At 70.1% G+C, this 17,806-nt stretch carries 19 protein-coding genes and 1 riboswitch; of the genes, 9 read left to right on the forward strand and 10 right to left on the reverse strand.

What is annotated here, in order from left to right; translation table 11 throughout:
* Window positions 1–150: 150 nt before the first annotated feature.
* The 3 genes from AB0I83_RS24135 to AB0I83_RS24145 form a co-directional block, all read right to left on the reverse strand.
* Complete coding sequence (locus tag AB0I83_RS24135) at window positions 151–768, reverse strand: Uma2 family endonuclease (protein ID WP_363306093.1); 618 nt, start codon at window positions 766–768, stop codon at window positions 151–153.
* Between the two features lie 131 nt (window positions 769–899).
* Window positions 900–1,136, reverse strand: coding sequence for a hypothetical protein (locus AB0I83_RS24140; RefSeq protein ID WP_363306094.1), 237 nt, complete (start codon window positions 1,134–1,136; stop codon window positions 900–902).
* Complete coding sequence (locus AB0I83_RS24145) at window positions 1,126–1,365, reverse strand: hypothetical protein (RefSeq protein ID WP_363306202.1); 240 nt, start codon at window positions 1,363–1,365, stop codon at window positions 1,126–1,128. Before AB0I83_RS24145 ends, AB0I83_RS24140 begins: the two co-directional genes overlap by 11 nt.
* Window positions 1,366–1,483: 118 nt before the next feature.
* Between AB0I83_RS24145 and AB0I83_RS24150 the strand changes: the two genes are divergently transcribed.
* From AB0I83_RS24150 to AB0I83_RS24170, 5 genes are all read left to right on the forward strand, one after another.
* Window positions 1,484–2,326 carry a helix-turn-helix transcriptional regulator gene (locus AB0I83_RS24150; protein WP_363306095.1) on the forward strand — a complete coding sequence of 281 codons (843 nt, stop codon included), beginning with the start codon at window positions 1,484–1,486 and terminating at the stop codon, window positions 2,324–2,326.
* Window positions 2,307–2,519 (forward strand): DUF397 domain-containing protein, encoded by a 213-nt coding sequence (locus tag AB0I83_RS24155; RefSeq protein ID WP_363306096.1) that lies wholly within the window; start codon window positions 2,307–2,309, stop codon window positions 2,517–2,519. The genes AB0I83_RS24150 and AB0I83_RS24155 overlap by 20 nt, the downstream gene beginning before the upstream one ends.
* 99 nt (window positions 2,520–2,618) lie before the next feature.
* Window positions 2,619–3,161, forward strand: coding sequence for a dihydrofolate reductase family protein (locus tag AB0I83_RS24160; RefSeq protein ID WP_363306098.1), 543 nt, complete (start codon window positions 2,619–2,621; stop codon window positions 3,159–3,161).
* A 222-nt stretch (window positions 3,162–3,383) separates the two neighbouring features.
* Window positions 3,384–5,075 (forward strand): histidine kinase, encoded by a 1,692-nt coding sequence (locus AB0I83_RS24165; protein WP_363306203.1) that lies wholly within the window; start codon window positions 3,384–3,386, stop codon window positions 5,073–5,075.
* 89 nt (window positions 5,076–5,164) lie between these two features.
* Window positions 5,165–5,818, forward strand: coding sequence for a response regulator transcription factor (locus AB0I83_RS24170; protein WP_356531400.1), 654 nt, complete (start codon window positions 5,165–5,167; stop codon window positions 5,816–5,818).
* Window positions 5,819–6,013: 195 nt separating this feature from the next.
* Here AB0I83_RS24170 and groL read toward each other — a convergent pair whose 3' ends face one another.
* From groL to thrC, 4 genes are all read right to left on the reverse strand, one after another.
* Window positions 6,014–7,636: a chaperonin GroEL gene (gene groL / locus AB0I83_RS24175; protein ID WP_356531399.1), complete on the reverse strand. Its 1,623-nt coding sequence runs from the start codon at window positions 7,634–7,636 to the stop codon at window positions 6,014–6,016.
* A 405-nt stretch (window positions 7,637–8,041) separates the two neighbouring features.
* A complete protein-coding gene (locus AB0I83_RS24180) occupies window positions 8,042–8,248 on the reverse strand; it encodes a cold-shock protein (protein WP_003967346.1) in 207 nt (68 codons plus the stop codon).
* 469 nt (window positions 8,249–8,717) lie between these two features.
* Window positions 8,718–8,993 carry a MoaD/ThiS family protein gene (locus AB0I83_RS24185; RefSeq protein ID WP_356531397.1) on the reverse strand — a complete coding sequence of 92 codons (276 nt, stop codon included), beginning with the start codon at window positions 8,991–8,993 and terminating at the stop codon, window positions 8,718–8,720.
* Window positions 8,994–9,021: 28 nt separating this feature from the next.
* Window positions 9,022–10,320 (reverse strand): threonine synthase, encoded by a 1,299-nt coding sequence (thrC, locus tag AB0I83_RS24190; protein WP_363306100.1) that lies wholly within the window; start codon window positions 10,318–10,320, stop codon window positions 9,022–9,024.
* An 18-nt stretch (window positions 10,321–10,338) separates the two neighbouring features.
* Window positions 10,339–10,466: riboswitch (SAM riboswitch) on the reverse strand.
* A 153-nt stretch (window positions 10,467–10,619) separates the two neighbouring features.
* Here thrC and AB0I83_RS24195 point away from each other — a divergent pair.
* Window positions 10,620–11,570 carry a glucosyl-3-phosphoglycerate synthase gene (locus AB0I83_RS24195; protein ID WP_356531595.1) on the forward strand — a complete coding sequence of 317 codons (951 nt, stop codon included), beginning with the start codon at window positions 10,620–10,622 and terminating at the stop codon, window positions 11,568–11,570.
* 86 nt (window positions 11,571–11,656) lie between these two features.
* Window positions 11,657–13,039 (forward strand): trehalose-6-phosphate synthase, encoded by a 1,383-nt coding sequence (locus AB0I83_RS24200; RefSeq protein WP_363306101.1) that lies wholly within the window; start codon window positions 11,657–11,659, stop codon window positions 13,037–13,039.
* On the opposite strand, the gene otsB is transcribed toward AB0I83_RS24200, so the two are convergent.
* From otsB to AB0I83_RS24215, 3 genes are all read right to left on the reverse strand, one after another.
* Entirely contained in the window at window positions 13,036–13,890 is an 855-nt protein-coding gene (otsB, locus tag AB0I83_RS24205; RefSeq protein WP_363306102.1) for a trehalose-phosphatase, read from the reverse strand. The two genes, AB0I83_RS24200 and otsB, sit on opposite strands and share 4 nt — an antisense overlap.
* Window positions 13,891–13,955: 65 nt before the next feature.
* Window positions 13,956–14,189, reverse strand: a complete 234-nt coding sequence (locus tag AB0I83_RS24210; RefSeq protein ID WP_356531392.1) for a DUF3263 domain-containing protein — start codon at window positions 14,187–14,189, stop codon at window positions 13,956–13,958.
* 10 nt (window positions 14,190–14,199) lie between these two features.
* Window positions 14,200–15,417, reverse strand: coding sequence for an extracellular solute-binding protein (locus tag AB0I83_RS24215; protein ID WP_363306103.1), 1,218 nt, complete (start codon window positions 15,415–15,417; stop codon window positions 14,200–14,202).
* Between the two features lie 244 nt (window positions 15,418–15,661).
* On the opposite strand from AB0I83_RS24215, the gene AB0I83_RS24220 reads away from it, so the two are divergent.
* Both AB0I83_RS24220 and nagA read left to right on the forward strand, forming a co-directional pair.
* Window positions 15,662–16,594, forward strand: a complete 933-nt coding sequence (locus AB0I83_RS24220) for an ROK family protein (protein WP_363306104.1) — start codon at window positions 15,662–15,664, stop codon at window positions 16,592–16,594.
* Entirely contained in the window at window positions 16,594–17,748 is a 1,155-nt protein-coding gene (nagA, locus tag AB0I83_RS24225; protein ID WP_356531388.1) for an N-acetylglucosamine-6-phosphate deacetylase, read from the forward strand. Before AB0I83_RS24220 ends, nagA begins: the two co-directional genes overlap by 1 nt.
* Window positions 17,749–17,806: the final 58 nt, after the last annotated feature.

Consider the following 17,806-nt stretch of genomic DNA (forward strand, 5'->3'; position numbering starts at 1 on the left):
TGGGGGTGTGTCTTGTAGTCCCCCCCCCGGGCCGGCGCCGGCCCCCCGGGGGGGGGGGGTCCCGGCTGTCCCCCGCCCCCCCCGGCGGGGGGGGGGGGGGGCGCGCCCCGCGGGCCCCCCCCCCCCCCCGCGTCTCTCGGTGCCTCCGCGTCAACGCGATGTGTGGACCGGGAAGTCAGCTGTGAGCAGGGTGACGTCGAAGGGTTCGGGAAGCGGGAGCGGCTTCCCGAAGGGCACGGGGTCGGAGTGCTTGTACGTCCCGTCCTCGTTCGGCTCCGTGAACAGCGTGGACATCGCCCCCCGCGTGTCGAACCGGTCGATCAGCAGGTACATCGGGACCCCTGCCCGCGCATAGGCGCGGTACTTCTTCGTCCTGTCCTCCCGGGCGTTGCCCTTGGAGGTGATCTCGACGATCAGCAGGGCTTCCGCCGCGTCCATCGGGTCACTGGCCTCGGGGTCGGCGGCGACGATCAGCTCCGTCGGCATCACGACCAGGTCCGGGACGTAGAGCTTGTCGAGCGGCGCGACGTGCACACCGAGCGTCTGATAGATCTCCAGATCCTCGGGGAGGTTCGTATAGAGCCTGCGCTGCACCTTCGCGGCGATGCCGTTGTGATGCGGGTGAGGCGGCGGTACCAAGACGATCTGCCCTTCGTCGATCTCGGCGCGCCACCCCTCGGGCACGTCCAGTTCCTGCCATGTACGCAGTAGGTAGTCCCACGGACGGCTTTCAGAACCCTGATCGCTTTCGACCATCGCAGCGGTCATCGCAGGTCCTTTCTCCTGTGGCCTGACTACGTGGGAGCGTAGATCGACGTGTTCGCGGCAGTCCGCCGCATCCACCAGCGTCCCACGATCGTGTGAGGCGCGCATCGCCCTGACGACAGGTGTCCCGCCGCTCATCGCGGCAACTGCCCCTCCCGGTTGATCTCCCTCACCCGGGCCCGGAGCACGAGCCCCGGCGAGGCGGGCCGGACCGCGTCCGGCGGGCAGTCCCACTCCGCGCCGCCGCCCGGCGGACGCAGTTGGACGTACGGTCCGACGCGCCCCATGACCCGCCCCACCCGCCCGGTCCGTTCGTCCACGACGAACGACCCGGGCTCCGGTGTACACGGCTCCAGTCCCTCAACCGTCATGAGCGGCCTTCGCTTCGAGTCGCTCACTCAGCCGCAACGCCGTCTCGATCGTGCACCGGCCGAGGTCCACGAGCGGCGCCGGCTCGTTGCCCGCGCACGAGACCGGATCGATCCCCAACGACGGCAGCTTCACACCGACCCCCGCGAGCCCGGCCCGCAGCCGCGCCACCGCGTCCTCCGCCGCCCGCACTCTGCCCGCCGCTTCCTTGCGCCGTTCCGTAGCCGTCATCATGATCTTCCCCATTTCCACGCTGAGTAGCGCCTATGCCTACTCAGAGTGGCCAATTCATCGCTACCGTGGAAGAGGTGCAGTTCCAACACCCGCACGTGTGTCACAGGGAGTCGCCTTGCCCGGACCGAAGAAGCTCGACCCGTCCTCATCGCCCCGGGCCCTGCTGGGCGCCGAACTCCGCCACCGCAGGGAGGCGGCGGGCCTTTCGCAGGACGATCTGGGGGTGCCCCTGTTCGTCAGCGGCTCCTTCATCGGGCAACTGGAGGCGGGTACGCGACGTATGCAGGCGGACCAGGCCCAGAAGCTGGACGAAGTGCTCGGCGGGGGCGGGTTCTTCGCGCGGAACTGCGTCGCACTGAAGCAGTCGAAGTACCCGGACCACTTCGCGGAGGCGGCGGAGGCCGAGGCCGTCGCGGAGACGATCAAGGAGTACTCTCCGCTCCTCATCCCCGGGCTTCTCCAGGCTGAGTCGTACGCGCGGGCCGTGTTCCTCGCCTACCGCCCAACTGCTCCGGAAGAAGCCGTGGACAAGCTCGTCGAAGCCAGGATCGCGAGGGCCGGCCTCCTGGCCAATCCAACAACGCCCATGGTTTGGACAGTTCTGGACGAGGCTGCGCTACGACGAAAAGTCGGAGGCCCCGAGGTCATGAGCCAGGCACTTACGCACCTGACGAACCTGATCGGGCAAAGACGCATCATTGTTCAAGTGCTGCCCTTCCATGCGGGCGGACACCCAGCCATGGGCGGCCCTCTGAAGCTGATGACCTTTCCGGACGCCCCACCCCTCGCCTACTTGGACGGGCTGGGTTCAGGGCAGTTGCTTGACGATCCGGCAGCGGTTCGTTCATACGAACTAACCTACGATTTGCTGGTGGCCAGCGCACTGTCCCCCGTTGCGTCCCTGGCCTTGATCGAATCGGTGGCGGAGGATTACGCCCATGAAGCTCAGCAGCTCTGACCACGACCTGGCCGCAGTCACCTGGCACAAGTCCTCGTACAGCGACGGCAGCGGCGGCAACTGCCTCGAAGTTGCCGCCGGCCAACCCGACATCGTCCCCGTCCGCGACTCCAAGGCCACCGGAGGTCCGGCGCTCGTGTTCCGGTCCGCCGCGTGGGCAGCCTTCGTCACCGGGCTCAAGCTGCGCCAGTAGTGCGGTGACCACAAACAATCACCGGGTCGGTCGCCCTCGCCCTCCCCGCCGGTCGAAATATGATTCGGCCTCGGCTTCCAAAACTCTTGGAGAGTACGCATGAGCGACGTGAGCACCGGCACCGGCAAAGTGGTCGTGAACAGGGCGATGTCGCTGGACGGCTTCATCGCCGGTCCTGGCAACGCGATGGACTGGATCGCCGAGTACCTGACTGCGGACGTGTTCCCGGAGGTCATGGCGGCCACAGGCGCCATGCTCGTCGGCCGGGGCACGTACGAGGTCGCCAAGCGTATGGCCGACCAGGACGCCACCTACGACGGGGGAGCACAGTTCGTCCTCACCCACGAGCCTCCCGAGGAACCGGACCCCACCGTCACGTTCCTCACCTGTGGACTCGAGGAAGCCGTTGCCACGGCACGCAGCGCCGCGGGCGGCAAGAACCTGGAGATCCTCGGTGCCGACGTGGCCGCCCAGTGCCTGCAGCGGGGGCTCGTCGACGAGATCCTGGTCTATGTCCTGCCGGTGCTACTAGGCGACGGTGTCCGCTTCTCGCCATCGAGCCTCGACAGGATCGACCTGGAGCCCTTCAGCAACACCCAGTCGGGCGCCGTCACGATGCTCCGGTTCCGCGTGCCGAAGTAGGCGCGGCCCTCAAGCAGCCGCCCCACCTGACCGGCAGCGACTTTCGTCGTGGGCCGTCGCGACCAACGGTGACAGCGGTGTCCGGCAGGTGGACCCTAACGTGGGCGCGTGACTCGTGTGGATTCCATGGCCCCCGTGAACTCCGCCTCCCGGGCATCGGCGGTGAGGGCGCGCCTGGCGTCCTGGTCGGCCGTACCGGGGCGGGCCCTCTTCGCGCCCGGGATGTGGCCGGGCCGGCGCATCGTGGGCGAATCGTTTCTGAGCCTGGCCCTCGCGCTGCTGGCTGTGGGCACCGGGCTCGTGGACGACGAAGGCACGGTGCAGGCCGTCGTCATCGGGGTGGTGGCCGGGCTGTTGTCGCTCCTGCGCCGGGGGCTGCCCGCACCCGTGCTGCTGGCGGTCGCGGCCGGCTCCGCGCCGTTCAGCGGGCTCGCGCCCCTGCTGCTCGTCGTCGCCTGGTCGGCCGGGCGACGGATCGACGGACTCGGCAGGGCGTGCGGTGTCTTCGGCCTCGCCTACGGTCTCGCCCTCGGCCTGACCGCCGTGTGGGAACAGACGCAGGTGTCCTGGGCGCTCCTGGTCATCAGCGGGATGTTCCTGCTGGTCGCGCTCGTCGTGCCGGGACTCGCGGGACGTTACTGGTCGCAGCGCCGGACGCTGACCGACACCCTCCACGAGTACAACGCCCAACTCCTGCGCGAGCGGGCGATGATCGCCGGGCAGGCCCGGATGCTGGAGCGTCAGCGCATCGCGCAGGACATGCACGACAGCCTCGGACACCAACTCGCCCTGATCGCGGTGCACACCGGGGCGCTGGAGGTGGACCGCGAGCTGACAGGGCAGCAGCGCGTGGCGGTCGGTGTGCTGCGTGAGGCTTCGGTGACCGCGATGCACGAACTGCGCGACGTGGTGGGCGTGCTGCGGGGCGGTGCCGACGCCCCGCAGCCCGGGCCGCAGGCGGCGGGTACGGGAAGCGAGGGCCCCGGGGCGCCGTCACGTGGTGTCGTCGGCATCGAGGGCCTCGCCGACACGTCCCGGAGCGCGGGCGCGGACGTGTTGGTCCGGCGCTCGGGCGGGGTGCGTCCACTGGCCCCGGCCGCCGACCACGCGGCGTACCGCGTGGTCCAGGAGGGCCTCACCAACGCCCACAAGCACGCTCCGGGGGCCTCGATCAGCATCGGCCTGCGGTACGAGCCGGACTCGTTGGTCGTGGAGGTCGCCAACGGCCCGGCGCCGGAACCGGTGAGCAGCGGTGTGGCGAGCGGATGCCAGGGGCTGACCGGGCTCGAGGAGCGGGCCAGACTGGTCGGCGGCATGGTGCACGCGGGCCCCACATCGGACGGCGGGTTCCGGCTGGCCGGCGTCCTGCCGTACACGTCGGCGGCCGAGGGCTTCACGAGCCCGCAGCCCGGCGACGCGGCGACGACGTTCGTCGCTCCGCGGAACGACTTTCGGGCGCAGAACCCGGCGGGCCGCACGGGTGAGAGTGATCCGGTCACCGACTGGAACGGTCTCCCGAAGGAGTTGGCAAGGGCAGTGGACAGGACCAAGAGGCGCAACGGTGTGGCCATCGGATGCGGGGTGGTGGCCCTGGTCGCCGTCCTGCTGGTGATCGCGGTGGTCGTCGCGGGGGTCTTCCTCGTACGTGAGGCGGACAAGGCGATGATCGACCCCGAGCAGTACGACGCCGTGACGATCGGTCAGTCCGAGAAGTCCGTCCGCGATCGGCTGCCGCGCGGTGACTCGTTCCTGAACACCGGCCCGGGTGACGGCGCGCCGCCGGAGCCCGACGGTGCGACGTGCCTCACGCTCCTCTCCTCGGACATGGGGAGCGGCCTGGACGCGGAACCGGTCTTCCGTTTCTGCTTCAAGGACGGCAAGTTGGTCGAGAAGAAGTCCTTCGAGACGGCCTGAGGGCCCCACGGCGCCCCGGTCTCCGGCGCGATCGGGGATGATGGCCGGATGCCCACAGGTATGACCGCTCAGGACCGCTCGGGAGAGTCGTGATCAGGGTTCTTGTGACGGATGACGAGCCGCTCATCCGGGCGGGCATCAGGATGATCCTCTCCTCCGCCGACGACATGGACGTCGTCGCGGAGGCGTCGAACGGACGCGAGGCGGTCGAACTCGCCCGTGCCCAGCGGATCGACGTCGCGCTGCTCGACATCCAGATGCCGGTCATGGACGGGCTGACCGCCCTCGCGGAGCTTCGCCGGACCGCCCCTCAGGTGCGGGTATTGATACTGACGACGTTCGGGGAACGGCACAACGTGCTGCGCGCCCTGGGCGAGGGAAGCGCGGGCTTCCTGCTGAAGGACTCGGCGCCCGCGGAGCTGATGCGTGCCGTACGGGCGGCGGCGGCCGGGGAGGCGTACCTGTCGCCGGGTGCCACCCGGCATGTCGTGGACTCGTTGGCCTCCGGTGGCTCCACGCACCGCGCGGAGGACGCCCGCCGCCGGGTGGAGAAGCTGACGGACCGCGAACGGGATGTCCTCGCCCTCCTGGGCGAGGGCCTGTCCAACTCGGACGCCGGTCAGCGGATCCACATGAGCGAGGCCACGGTAAAGACCTACGTGAGCCGCATCCTGGCCAAGCTGGGGTGCGAGAACAGGGTGCAGGCCGCGCTGCTGGCACGGGACGCCGGCCTCGGCACCTGACCCCCGACCGGGGCCCCTGCTCGTCCGGCACACCGCGACCGGCCCCGCGTCGAGGGACGGAGCCGCTACGGACGCCGGGCCTTCCGGTCGGCCACGTCCCGGGCGGGGAAACACGACGCCGGCCCCCGGGACGAATCCCGGGGGCCGGCGTCGTACAGGTACTGCGGGTACCGCCTGGAGCTGCTGATCCGGGGATCAGAAGTCCATGTCACCGCCCGGCATGCCGCCCGGAGCGGCCGCGGAGGCCTTCTCCGGCTTGTCGGCGATGACGGCCTCGGTGGTGAGGAAGAGCGCGGCGATGGACGCGGCGTTCTGCAGGGCGGAGCGCGTGACCTTCGCCGGGTCGATGATGCCCTCGGCGATCATGTCGACGTACTCGCCGGTCGCGGCGTTCAGGCCGTGACCGATCGGCAGGTTGCGCACCTTCTCGACGATGACGCCACCCTCGAGACCACCGTTGACGGCGATCTGCTTGAGCGGGGCCTCCAGCGCGAGCTTCACGGCGTTGGCGCCCGTGGCCTCGTCACCGGTCAGGTCGAGCTTCTCGAAGACGGCCGAGGCCTGGAGCAGAGCCACGCCACCACCGGCGACGATGCCCTCCTCGACGGCGGCCTTGGCGTTGCGCACCGCGTCCTCGATGCGGTGCTTGCGCTCCTTGAGCTCCACCTCGGTCGCGGCGCCGGCCTTGATGACGGCCACGCCGCCGGCCAGCTTCGCGAGGCGCTCCTGGAGCTTCTCGCGGTCGTAGTCCGAGTCGGAGTTCTCGATCTCGGCACGGATCTGCTTGACGCGGCCCTGCACCTGGTCGCTGTCACCGCCACCGTCGACGATCGTCGTCTCGTCCTTGGTGATGACGACCTTGCGGGCGCTGCCGAGCAGGTCCAGGCCGGCGTTCTCCAGCTTGAGACCGACCTCCTCGGAGACGACGGTGCCACCGGTGAGGATGGCGATGTCGCCGAGCATGGCCTTGCGGCGGTCACCGAAGCCCGGAGCCTTGACGGCGACGGACTTGAAGGTGCCACGGATCTTGTTGACGACCAGGGTCGACAGGGCCTCGCCCTCGACGTCCTCCGCGATGATCAGCAGGGGCTTGCCCGACTGCATGACCTTCTCGAGCAGCGGAAGGAGGTCCTTCACGTTGCTGATCTTGGAGTTGACGATCAGGATGTACGGGTCGTCGAAAGACGTCTCCATACGCTCCATGTCGGTGGCGAAGTACGCCGAGATGTAGCCCTTGTCGAAGCGCATGCCCTCGGTGAGTTCCAGCTCCAGACCGAAGGTCTGGGACTCCTCGACGGTGATGACGCCTTCCTTGCCGACCTTGTCCATAGCTTCGGCGATCTTGGCGCCGATCTCGGTGTCGGCAGCGGAGATGGAGGCGGTCGAAGCGATCTGCTCCTTGGTCTCCACGTCCTTCGCCTGCTCCAGCAGAGCGGCGGAGACGGCCTCGACGGCCTTCTCGATGCCACGCTTGAGAGCCATCGGGTTGGCACCCGCGGCGACGTTGCGCAGGCCCTCGCGGACGAGTGCCTGGGCGAGAACGGTGGCGGTGGTCGTACCGTCGCCGGCGACGTCGTCCGTCTTCTTGGCGACCTCCTTGACCAGCTCCGCACCGATCTTCTCGTACGGGTCCTCGAGCTCGATCTCCTTGGCGATGGAAACACCATCGTTGGTGATCGTGGGCGCGCCCCACTTCTTCTCGAGGACGACGTTACGGCCCTTGGGGCCGAGGGTGACCTTGACGGCGTCGGCGAGCTGGTTCATCCCGCGCTCGAGACCGCGCCGTGCCTCCTCATCGAACGCGATGATCTTGGCCATGTGAAGTGGTCCTCCCGGACGGATAGGACCTTCCTCTACTCGAACGCATCCGAGAGCTCGAGGAAGGATCTCTCCGGACCGGGAGGCGCCCGCGACGGACGGCCTGCGTGCTCACTGGTTCCTTGCCCCAACGAGCCTGCGGGCCTCACCGGCCCGGTCCAAGTTCTGTCACTCTCACCTGGAGAGTGCTAACGCCAATGATTAGCACTCGACCCCTTCGAGTGCAAGCGCCTTCGAGGAAGGCTCGCTGGGAGCGGAGGTCCGGCGACGGGTGGGCGCAGGCGCCCCTGCCCGGATGCGGACGGCCGCGAGGGGGGCGCGCCGACGCACGTAGGGCCCGTATCCCCTGTCGGGAGGTACGGGCCCTACGTGCGTGAGTAGTGTCGTTCGCCGACCGCGCCGAGCTCAGCCGACGGCGAGCTTGACCATGTCCGCCTGCGGCCCCTTCTGGCCCTGCGAGATCTCGAATTCAACTCGCTGACCCTCTTCGAGGGTGCGGTACCCGTCCATCTGGATCGCGCTGTAGTGGACGAAAACATCCGCACCACCGTCGACCGCGATGAAGCCGTACCCCTTCTCCGCGTTGAACCACTTGACGGTGCCCTGAGCCATGGCTAACTCCCCTATAACAGGCCCTTGCACGAGCCCGCACTTCGCGGGCCCGGGTCGGAACTCACCCTCCGACAGGAAGGGCGGCGTGCGCCGGAACGCGTCGACCGCGGCCGAATGTATCTGCCCAACTGCCCTCTGCAACAGGTCAATCGGACGAGAATTCTGGGCACACACGAACGCCCGGACAGTGGGAATCAGTGGCATTCCAGGGCAACTCGGGCCAGGCAAAGGGCACTTACGCCACAAAGAGCCCACACACTTTGGCCACTTCTTGTCGTGACCGGGCGCATTCTCATATGCGGGCGGCACGAGCAGCCAGGGGGGCTTCCCCAACTGTACCGTGCTCAACCATGCAGAATGGCCCCCTCCGCTTCCCGGAGGGGGCCATCGTGTTCGCACTGCGGGGCCGGGGCCGGCCGGTCCGTCACGCTCCGGCTCGCGCACCCGCCGGACACCCGCCGGGAGGGGGTCAGCCTCCGGCGACGGCCGGGATGATCGAGACCCCGGCGCCGTCCGGGGTGGCCGCGTCCAGGCCGCCCTCGAAGCGCACGTCGTCGTCGTTGACGTACACGTTGACGAAGCGGCGCAGCTTGCCCTGGTCGTCCAGCACGCGGGCGCCGATGCCCGGGTGGTTCTTCTCCAGGGACTCGATGACCTCGGAGAGGATCGCACCCTCGGCAGGGACCTCGGCCTGACCGCCCGTGTAGGTGCGGAGGATGGTGGGGATACGGACCTTGACGCTCATGTGGGTGCCTTCCTTCGGTCTCGGGTGGTCAGTTGGCGGCGGCGAGGCCGGCGTCGCGGAACGCGTCCAGGCTGGGCCTGATCGTCGCCGACAGGCCGGTCGTGGGAGCGACCGCGTCGAGCGTCTTCAGCCCGTCACCGGTGTTCAGGACGACGGTGGTCAGGGCCGGGTCGAGCAGACCGTCCTCGATCAGCTTCTTCGTCACGCCGACCGTCACACCGCCCGCGGTCTCCGCGAAGATGCCCTCGGTGCGGGCCAGCAGCTTGATCGCGTCGACGACCTGCTCGTCGTTCACGTCCTCCACGGCCCCGCCGGTGCGCCGCGCGATGTCCAGCACGTACGGGCCGTCGGCCGGGTTCCCGATCGCCAGGGACTTGGCGATGGTCTTCGGCTTCTGGGGCCGCACGACGTCGTGTCCCGCCTTGAAGGCGGTGGAGACCGGTGAGCAGCCCTCCGCCTGGGCGCCGAAGATCTTGTACGGCCTGTCCTCGACGAGACCGAGCCTGATCAGCTCCTGGAGGCCCTTGTCGATCTTCGTGAGCTGCGAGCCGGACGCGATCGGGATGACGATCTGGTCGGGCAGCCGCCAGCCGAGCTGCTCGCAGATCTCGTACGCCAGGGTCTTGGAGCCCTCGCCGTAGTAGGGCCGCAGGTTGACGTTGACGAAGCCCCAGCCCTCGCCGAGCGGGTCGCCGATGAGCTCCGAGCAGAAGCGGTTGACGTCGTCGTAGTTGCCCTCGATGCCGACCAGCTCGCCGCCGTACACCGCGGCCATGACGATCTTGCCCTGCTCCAGGTCGTGCGGGATGAACACGCACGAGCGGAAGCCGGCCCGGGCGGCGGCGGCGCCCACCGCACCGGCGAGGTTGCCGGTGGACGAGCAGGACAGCGTGGTGAAGCCGAAGGCGCGGGCGGCCTCGACGGCGATGGCGACGACACGGTCCTTGAAGGAGTGCGTCGGGTTGCCGGAGTCGTCCTTGACGTAGAGCCCACCGGTCACGCCCAGCTCGCGGGCGAGGTTGTCGGCCTTGACGAGCTTGGTGAAACCGGGGTTGATGTTCGGCTTGTCCGCGACGTCGGCGGGGACGGGAAGCAGCGGCGCGTAGCGCCAGATGTTGTCCGGGCCCTCGGCGATGCGCTTCTTCAGCTCTTCGGGGGAGCCGCTCGGCAGGTCGTACGCCACTTCGAGCGGCCCGAAACAGGACTCGCAGGCGAAAACGGGGCCGAGCTCGAAACGCTCGCCGCATTCGCGACAGGAAAGCGCGGCTGCGGGACCGAGGTCAACGGCGGAGGATTCGGTGTTTGCTGCGACTGTCTGCACGGCCATGATGGCGGAGGCCCTTTCTCCTCATCTTCCTTGCGACGTATTTCGCCACAAGACGGAATTGGCACCTTCCCCACCGTGACCTCTCGGTCGGCAGGAGGGTTGCCGGGACTTCAACGGGCCGTTCCCTCAGTCCCTCTGGATGAGCGCTATGGCACCGGATCATGGATCCGGGCGTTTATTCGCGGACCGACCCCGACATGCGAGGGCCATCCGCGTTGTTCAAGACTGTAACCGAAGCAACGGGCGATCGAGATAGTCGTCCGAACCGCGAGATGGATCACATACAGGGAGTTTCGACCGTGCTGGAAGAGGTGGAGCGCTGGCTGACCAGGCGTTCCTGGTCAGCCGACGACCGGCCGCTCGACCGGCTCACGGCCGCTCGGGCGAGGGATCCGCACCGCTCGCGCGTGAGCGTCGTGCTGCCCGCGCTGAACGAGGAGGCCACGGTCGGCGCGATCGTGGCGGAGATCCGGCGCGAGCTGATGGAGAAGGTCCGGCTCGTCGACGAACTGGTGGTGATCGACTCCGGTTCCACCGACTCCACGGCCGAGGTCGCACGGCGGGCCGGCGCCCGGGTCGTGCACCGGGACTCCGTACTCCCCCGCGTCCCCGCGCTCCCCGGCAAGGGCGAGGTCCTGTGGCGATCACTTCTGGTGACCAGCGGGGAGATCGTCTGCTTCGTCGACGCCGACCTCAAGGACTTCTCCGCCGACTTCGTGTCCGGAATCGTCGGCCCGCTGCTGACCGACCCCACGGTGCAGTTCGTCAAGGCGATGTACGACCGCCCGCTCGGCGAAGCGGCAGGCCAGGGCGGCCGGGTGACCGAACTCGTGGCCCGCCCGCTGCTCAACCTGCACTGGCCGCGACTGGCCGGATTCGTCCAGCCGCTGGGCGGCGAGTACGCGGTACGCCGCTCCCTGCTGGAGCAGCTCCCCTTCCCCGTCGGCTACGGAGTGGAGCTGGGGCTGCTCGTCGACGCACTGCACACCGTGGGCCTGGACGCGCTGGCCCAGGTCGACGTCGGCGTACGCAAGCACCGCCATCAGGACGGCCAGGCACTCGGCCGGATGGCGGCGGCGATCTACCGCACGGCCCAGCTGCGGCTGTCCCGGGGCCCGCTGGTGCGGCCCGAGATCACCCAGTTCGAGCGGGGACCCGGCGGGTTCGTCCCGCGCACCCACGCCGTGGACACGGAGGAGCGGCCGCCGATGCGGGAGATCGCGGAGTACGCGTCCCGGCACGCCGCGTAGCGGTTCCACGCCAGCGGGACCACCGGTCCTGATCTCCGGCCACTCCTCACGTTTGGAGGCTTCCGGAACGGGCTAGGTTCGGGTACATGGTCTCCGAGCACGCTGCCCAGGTCCTCGTCGCGTCCAATCGCGGCCCGGTGTCGTACGCACTGCGAGAGGACGGCGCGCTCGACTCCAAGCGGGGTGGCGGCGGGCTGGTCTCCGGCCTCAGCGCTGTCGACGACAAGCTGTGGGTCTGCGCCGCCCTCGGTGACGGCGACCGCGAGGCGGTACGCCGAGGCGTGTCCGAGCCCGGCGTGCGCATGCTGGACATCGACGCCGGGGTCCACGAGGACGCGTACAACGGCATCGCGAACTCGGTCCTCTGGTTCGTCCACCACATGATCTACCAGACGCCGGTGGAACCCGTCTTCGACGCCGAGTTCCGCCGCCGGTGGGCCTCGTACGAGACGTACAACCGGGCCTTCGCCCGGGCGCTCGCCGAGGAGGCGGGCGAGGGCGCCGCGGTCCTCGTGCAGGACTACCACCTCTCGCTCGTCCCCGGAATGCTCCGCGAGCTGCGCCCCGACCTGCGGATCGGGCACTTCTCGCACACCCCCTGGGCGCCCGTCGACTACTTCCGGCTGCTGCCCGACGACATCGGCGAGCAGCTCCTCAAGGGCATCCTGGGCGCCGACCGCGCCGCGTTCCTGACGCGCCGCTGGGCGGACGCCTTCATCAGCTGCTGCACGCAGATCCTCGGCGGCACCGGCCGCACCCGGATCGGGGTGCACGGACTGGGCGCCGACGCGGACTTCCTGCGCCGCCGCTCCCGTGAGGCGGACGTCGACCAGCGCATGGACATCCTGCGGGACCAGGTCGGCGCGGACCGGCGCACGATCGTGCGGGTGGACCGCACCGAGCTGTCGAAGAACATCGTCCGCGGACTGCACGCCTACCGGGCACTGCTCGAGGAGCGCCCCGAATGGCGCGAGCGCGTGGTGCACGTCGCCTTCGCCTACCCCTCGCGGCAGGACCTCGCGGTGTACCGGGACTACACGGCGGAGGTCCAGCGGGTCGCCGACACGATCAACACGGACTTCGGCACGGAGGACTGGACCCCGGTCCTGCTCCACGTCGACGACGACTTCGCCCGCTCCCTCGCGGCGTACCGGCTGGCCGACGTGGCCCTCGTCAACCCGATCCGCGACGGCATGAACCTGGTCGCCAAGGAGGTCCCGGTCGTCTCGGACCACGGCTGCGCGCTGGTCCTCTCCCGCGACGCGGGGGCGTACGAGGAGCTGGGCGAGGACGCGATCGTGGTCAACCCGTACGACGTGTCGGCCACGGCGGCGGCACTGCACGAGGCGCTGACGATGGATCCCGACGAGCGGGGCGCGCGCTCGAAGCGCCTCGCCGCCGCGGCGACCGCGCTGCCGCCGCAGCAGTGGTTCCTGGAGCAGTTGGACGCGCTGCGGGAGACTCCTTAGGGGCTGTCCGGTGTGAGCTGTCCGGCCAGGGAGCGGAGCAGGGCGGCCACCGCTGCCGGGCCCGGCAGCAACAGGTCGGCGCGCTCGGCGAGTTCGGGGACCTCGGAGCCGCTGCACACCAGGAGGCCGCCGGTGCCCCGGGCGCGGAGCTTCTCCACGGCGGCGTACGCGGCGAGGTCACCGAGGTCGTCGCCCGCGTAGAGCACGGTCTCGGCGCCCGTCTCCCGTACGAACTCCTCCAGCGCAACACCCTTGTCCATGCCAGCGGGCCGCAACTCCAGTACCAGTCGGCCCGGTTCGACGATCAGGCCGTGGCGCGCGGCCAGGCTGCCCAGCGGGGCGCGCAGCGCCTCGAAGGCGCCCTGCGGGTCGGCGGCGCGACGGGTGTGCACGGCAACCGCGCGGCCCTTCTCCTCGATCCAGGCGCCCTCGCCGGCCCCGGCCTCCTCCAGCACCACGGGGAGCTCCGCGCGGGCGGCTTCGACGCCGGGGTCGGGCGCGGGGGCGTGGACGGCGCCGGTGACGGCGTCCCAGCGCTCCGCGCCGTAGTGCCCGAGGACGACGAGGTGGTCGAGGCCCGACACGCCGGCGAAGCCGCCGTAGCGCACCGCGGTGTCGGCGGGCCTGCCGGTGATCACCGCGACGGCGGCGACCTGGGGGGCCAGCGCGGACAGGGCCGGGACGACGTCCGGGTGGGCGCGGGACCGTTCGGGGTCCGGGACGATGTCGGCGAGCGTGCCGTCGAAGTCGAGCGCGATCACCGCCCGGCCGGGCCGGGCCAGGAGCGCGGCGAGACCTTCGCGGCCGGCTCGGGTGGACGGGGTCGGGAGGGGGTGGTCCTGATTGCCCATACGGGTGAGCGTAGCGGGCGGGTGGCCGCACGGCCCTCCGCCCCTCGGGGACCCCGGCCGCGGCCTCAGCGTCGGCCGCGCCTCGCCTCGCGGACCCGCCTCAGCCTGTTGATCGTCACCGGGTCCTCCGCGAGCGCGCGGCGGTCGTCCAGCAGCGCGTTGAGGAACTGGTAGTAGCGGACCGGCGAGATGTCCAGCTCTTCCCGGATCGCCCGTTCCTTCGCGCCCGGTCCCGGCCAGGAGCGCCGCTCCAGGGCCAGCACCGCGCGTTCCTGGTCGGAGAGCGGATCGGCGGTCATATGAACCAACCTACTCCGCGCTCTCCGCCTGCCGCGCCTGGGCCGCTATGTCCACGAGGACGCTCTCCGGGTTGCCGCCGGGCTCGACCGCGGAGCCGATCTTCTCCTTGATCGTCTCGCTGGCCTTCGCCCAGGACGTCTTGCCGAACGGGGGCAGTTGCGAGTTCGGCAGCGCCTCCAGGAACGCGTGGAGCGACTTGTGCTTGCTGTCCGCCTGCATGGCCTCGGAGGCGGTGCTGGTGACGGGCAGCAGGTCGTACTGGTCGGCGAAGGACATCACGTTGTCGTCCTTGTAGGCGAAGTCGAGGAACTTGCCTATCTGGACACGGTGGCCGTTCTGCTTGAAGCCCATCATCCAGTCGGCCACACCCATCGAGCCCTTGGTCGGCCCGTCCGCACCGGGCAGCGGGACCATGCCCACCTTGACGCCCTTCTTCTCGGCCTCCTGCATCAGCGTCGGGTGGCCGTTGAGCATGCCCACCTCGCCCTTGGTGAAGGCGTCGAAGGCCTGCGCCCGGTCGAGCTTGCCGGGTGCCACGGGACCGGTGAGGCCCTTGCCGACGAGGTTGTCCTTCAGCCACCGGAAGGTCGCGATGTTGGCCGGGGAGTCGATGTCGTAACTGCCGACCTCGTCCGTGTAGCCGCCGCCCCCGCTGAGCAGCCACATCAGGGTCTCGGCCTGGGACTCCTCCTGGCCGAGCGGCAGGGCGAAGGGGTAGGTCACGCCGCGCTGCTTGAGCGCCGCCGCGTCGCTGCGGATGTCGTCCCAGGTCTGCGGGGCCGTGATGCCGGCACGCGTGAACAGTGCCTTGTTGTAGAAGAGGAGGCGGGTGCTGGCCACGAACGGCAGGCCGTAGAGCTTGTCGTCGACCTCGCCCGCGTCGGTGAGCGAGGGCAGGAAGTTGGCCCCGGTGCGGATCGCGATCATCTCGTCGGCGGTGTAGAGCTTGTCCGCCTTCGCGTAGTCGGCGTACGCCCCGATCTGCGCGATGTCGGGGGCCTTGCCCGCCTTGACCATCTCGGAGACCTTGCGGTCGACGTCCTTCCACGAGTAGACGGACACGTCGACCTTGATGCCGGGGTTGCCCTTCTCGAACTCGGCGGCGACGTCGTTCCAGTAGTGCTCGGAGCTGTTCTCGGCGTTGGTGCCGTAGTCGGCCGCGACCAGCTTCAGGGTGACGTCTCCGCCTCCCGCGTCCGAACCGCACCCCGACAACGTTGCCGTCATGCCGAGTGCGGCAACCACCGCGGTCAGACCCACAAAGCGCCGCTGCACAGCCTGTCCATCCCTACATCGGTTTGCCGGGTCACCGCATCGGCGATGACCCGCGATCCTGCCTCACGACCGGCCCGGAGGTCTACACCAGTCGAAGTATCGATTCGGCAATCTAGCAGGGCCGTTTTGTATGGATGCTCAACAAACCACGATAGTGGACTAGACCTTTTGGGGGTCGGCGGGCGAAACTGTCTCCGTGAGACATGTCATCGCCCTCGACGTGGGCGGCACAGGAATGAAGGCCGCACTGGTCGGGGCCGACGGCACACTGCTCCACGAGGCGCGCCGGGCCACCGGCAGGGAGCGCGGCGCCGAGGCCGTCGTGGAGACGATCCTCGACTTCGCCGCGGACCTGCACGCCCACGGCCGGGAACGGTTCGGCGAAGGCGCGGTCGCGGCCGGAGTCGCGGTTCCCGGCATCGTCGACGCGGAGCGCGGGATCGCCGTGTACGCCGCCAACCTGGGCTGGCGCGACGTACCGCTGCGGAAGCTGATCGGCGAACGCCTCGGCGGCATACCGGTCGCGCTCGGCCACGACGTCAGGACGGGCGGCCTCGCCGAGGGACGGGTCGGCGCGGGCAAGGACGCGGACCGCTTCCTGTTCGTGCCGCTGGGCACGGGCATCGCCGGCGCCATCGGCATCACGGGCACCATCGAGGCGGGCGCCCACGGCTACGCCGGCGAGATCGGCCACATCGTCGTCCGGCCGGACGGCCCGGAATGCGGCTGCGGACAGCGCGGCTGCCTGGAGACCCTCGCCTCGGCCGCGGCGGTGTCCAAGGCCTGGGCCGCGGCCTCCGGCGACCCCGACGCGGACGCGGCGGACTGCGCGAAGGCCGTGGCCTCGGGAGACCCCGAGGCCGTGCGCGTGTGGCAGGACGCCGTCGACGCGCTGGCCGCCGGACTCGTCACCGCGCTCACCCTGCTGGACCCCCGCACGCTCATCATCGGTGGCGGTCTCGCCGAGGCGGGGGAAACCTTGTTCACACCACTGCGTGCGGCCGTCGAGGAACGGATCACGTTCCAGAAACTGCCTCGTATCGTCCCGGCGGCCCTCGGGGACACCGCCGGATGCCTGGGCGCAGGGCTGCTCGCCTGGGATCTACTCTCCACGGAGGTATCCGCCTGATGGCCGGACGCGCAGACAGCACAGTTCTCGCAGGCGCCCGGGTGGTACTGCCCACCGGGACCGTCGAGAACGGCCGGGTGATCGTCGAGGGCACCCGGATCGCCGGCAGCACGCCGGAGGGCGCCCGGACCGTCGACCTGTCGGGCCACTGGGTGGTCCCCGGGTTCGTGGACATCCACAACCACGGCGGGGGCGGCGCGTCCTTCGCGACCGGCACCGCCGAGGACGTCCTGGCCGGGGCGCGGGCGCACCGGGCGCACGGGACGACGACCGTCGTCGCATCCACCGTCACCGGCGACATGGACCTCCTGGCCCGCCAGGCCGGCATGCTCTCCGAGCTGGTCGAACAGGGCGAGCTCGCCGGGGTCCACTTCGAGGGCCCCTTCATCTCACCGTGCCGCAAGGGCGCCCACAGCGAGGGGCTGCTCCGCGACCCCGACCCGTCCGAGGTCCGCAAGCTCCTCGACGCGGCACGCGGCAGCGCGAAGATGGTCACGCTCGCCACCGAACTCCCGGGCGGGATCGAGTCGGTACGGCTGCTCGCCGAGCACGGCGTGATCGCGGCCGTCGGCCACACGGACGCGACGTACGAGCAGACCGTCGAGGCGATCGACGCGGGTGCCACCGTCGCAACGCACCTCTACAACGCGATGCCCGCGATCGGCCACCGCGCCCCGGGCCCGATCGCGGCCCTCCTGGAGGACGAGCGCGTCACCGTCGAGCTCATCAACGACGGCACCCACCTGCACCCCGCCGCCTTCCGTCTCGCCTACCACCACGCGGGCTCCGCCCGGGTCGCGCTGATCACGGACGCCATGGACGCGGCCGGCGCGGGCGACGGCCACTACGAGCTCGGCCCGCTCGCCGTCGAGGTCAGGGACGGGGTCGCACGCCTGGTGGAGGGCGGCTCGATCGCGGGCTCCACCCTCACCCTGGACACCGCGTTCCGCAGGGCGGTGACGATCGACCGGATCCCCGTCGAGGACGTCGTCCGGTCCATCTCCGCCACCCCGGCCCGGCTCCTCGGGATGTACGACCGGGTCGGCTCGCTGGACCCGGGCAAGGACGCCGACCTGGTGGTGCTGGACGCGGACTTCGCGCTCAGGGGCGTCATGCGCCGCGGCGAGTGGATCGTGGAGCCCGGCATCGGATGACGGCCCGTCACAGGCCGGCGGCGGGTTGAACACGTAACGAAGAGACGGCGGTTGTCCC

This window comes from Streptomyces sp. NPDC049970 (assembly GCF_040660235.1).
Taxonomy (GTDB): domain Bacteria; phylum Actinomycetota; class Actinomycetes; order Streptomycetales; family Streptomycetaceae; genus Streptomyces.

Excerpts from the sequence above, each read along its gene's own strand:
- AB0I83_RS24135 (WP_363306093.1), bottom strand. The coding sequence starts at position 768 with ATGACCGCTGCGATGGTCGAAAGCGATCAGGGTTCTGAAAGCCGTCCG.
- AB0I83_RS24140 (WP_363306094.1), bottom strand. The coding sequence starts at position 1,136 with ATGACGGTTGAGGGACTGGAGCCGTGTACACCGGAGCCCGGGTCGTTC.
- AB0I83_RS24145 (WP_363306202.1), bottom strand. The coding sequence starts at position 1,365 with ATGACGGCTACGGAACGGCGCAAGGAAGCGGCGGGCAGAGTGCGGGCG.
- AB0I83_RS24155 (WP_363306096.1), top strand. The coding sequence starts at position 2,307 with ATGAAGCTCAGCAGCTCTGACCACGACCTGGCCGCAGTCACCTGGCAC.
- AB0I83_RS24160 (WP_363306098.1), top strand. The coding sequence starts at position 2,619 with ATGAGCGACGTGAGCACCGGCACCGGCAAAGTGGTCGTGAACAGGGCG.
- AB0I83_RS24165 (WP_363306203.1), top strand. The coding sequence starts at position 3,384 with ATGTGGCCGGGCCGGCGCATCGTGGGCGAATCGTTTCTGAGCCTGGCC.
- groL (WP_356531399.1), bottom strand. The coding sequence starts at position 7,636 with ATGGCCAAGATCATCGCGTTCGATGAGGAGGCACGGCGCGGTCTCGAG.
- AB0I83_RS24180 (WP_003967346.1), bottom strand. The coding sequence starts at position 8,248 with ATGGCTCAGGGCACCGTCAAGTGGTTCAACGCGGAGAAGGGGTACGGC.
- AB0I83_RS24185 (WP_356531397.1), bottom strand. The coding sequence starts at position 8,993 with ATGAGCGTCAAGGTCCGTATCCCCACCATCCTCCGCACCTACACGGGC.
- thrC (WP_363306100.1), bottom strand. The coding sequence starts at position 10,320 with ATGGCCGTGCAGACAGTCGCAGCAAACACCGAATCCTCCGCCGTTGAC.
- AB0I83_RS24200 (WP_363306101.1), top strand. The coding sequence starts at position 11,657 with ATGGTCTCCGAGCACGCTGCCCAGGTCCTCGTCGCGTCCAATCGCGGC.
- otsB (WP_363306102.1), bottom strand. The coding sequence starts at position 13,890 with ATGGGCAATCAGGACCACCCCCTCCCGACCCCGTCCACCCGAGCCGGC.
- AB0I83_RS24210 (WP_356531392.1), bottom strand. The coding sequence starts at position 14,189 with ATGACCGCCGATCCGCTCTCCGACCAGGAACGCGCGGTGCTGGCCCTG.
- AB0I83_RS24215 (WP_363306103.1), bottom strand. The coding sequence starts at position 15,417 with ATGACGGCAACGTTGTCGGGGTGCGGTTCGGACGCGGGAGGCGGAGAC.
- nagA (WP_356531388.1), top strand. The coding sequence starts at position 16,594 with ATGGCCGGACGCGCAGACAGCACAGTTCTCGCAGGCGCCCGGGTGGTA.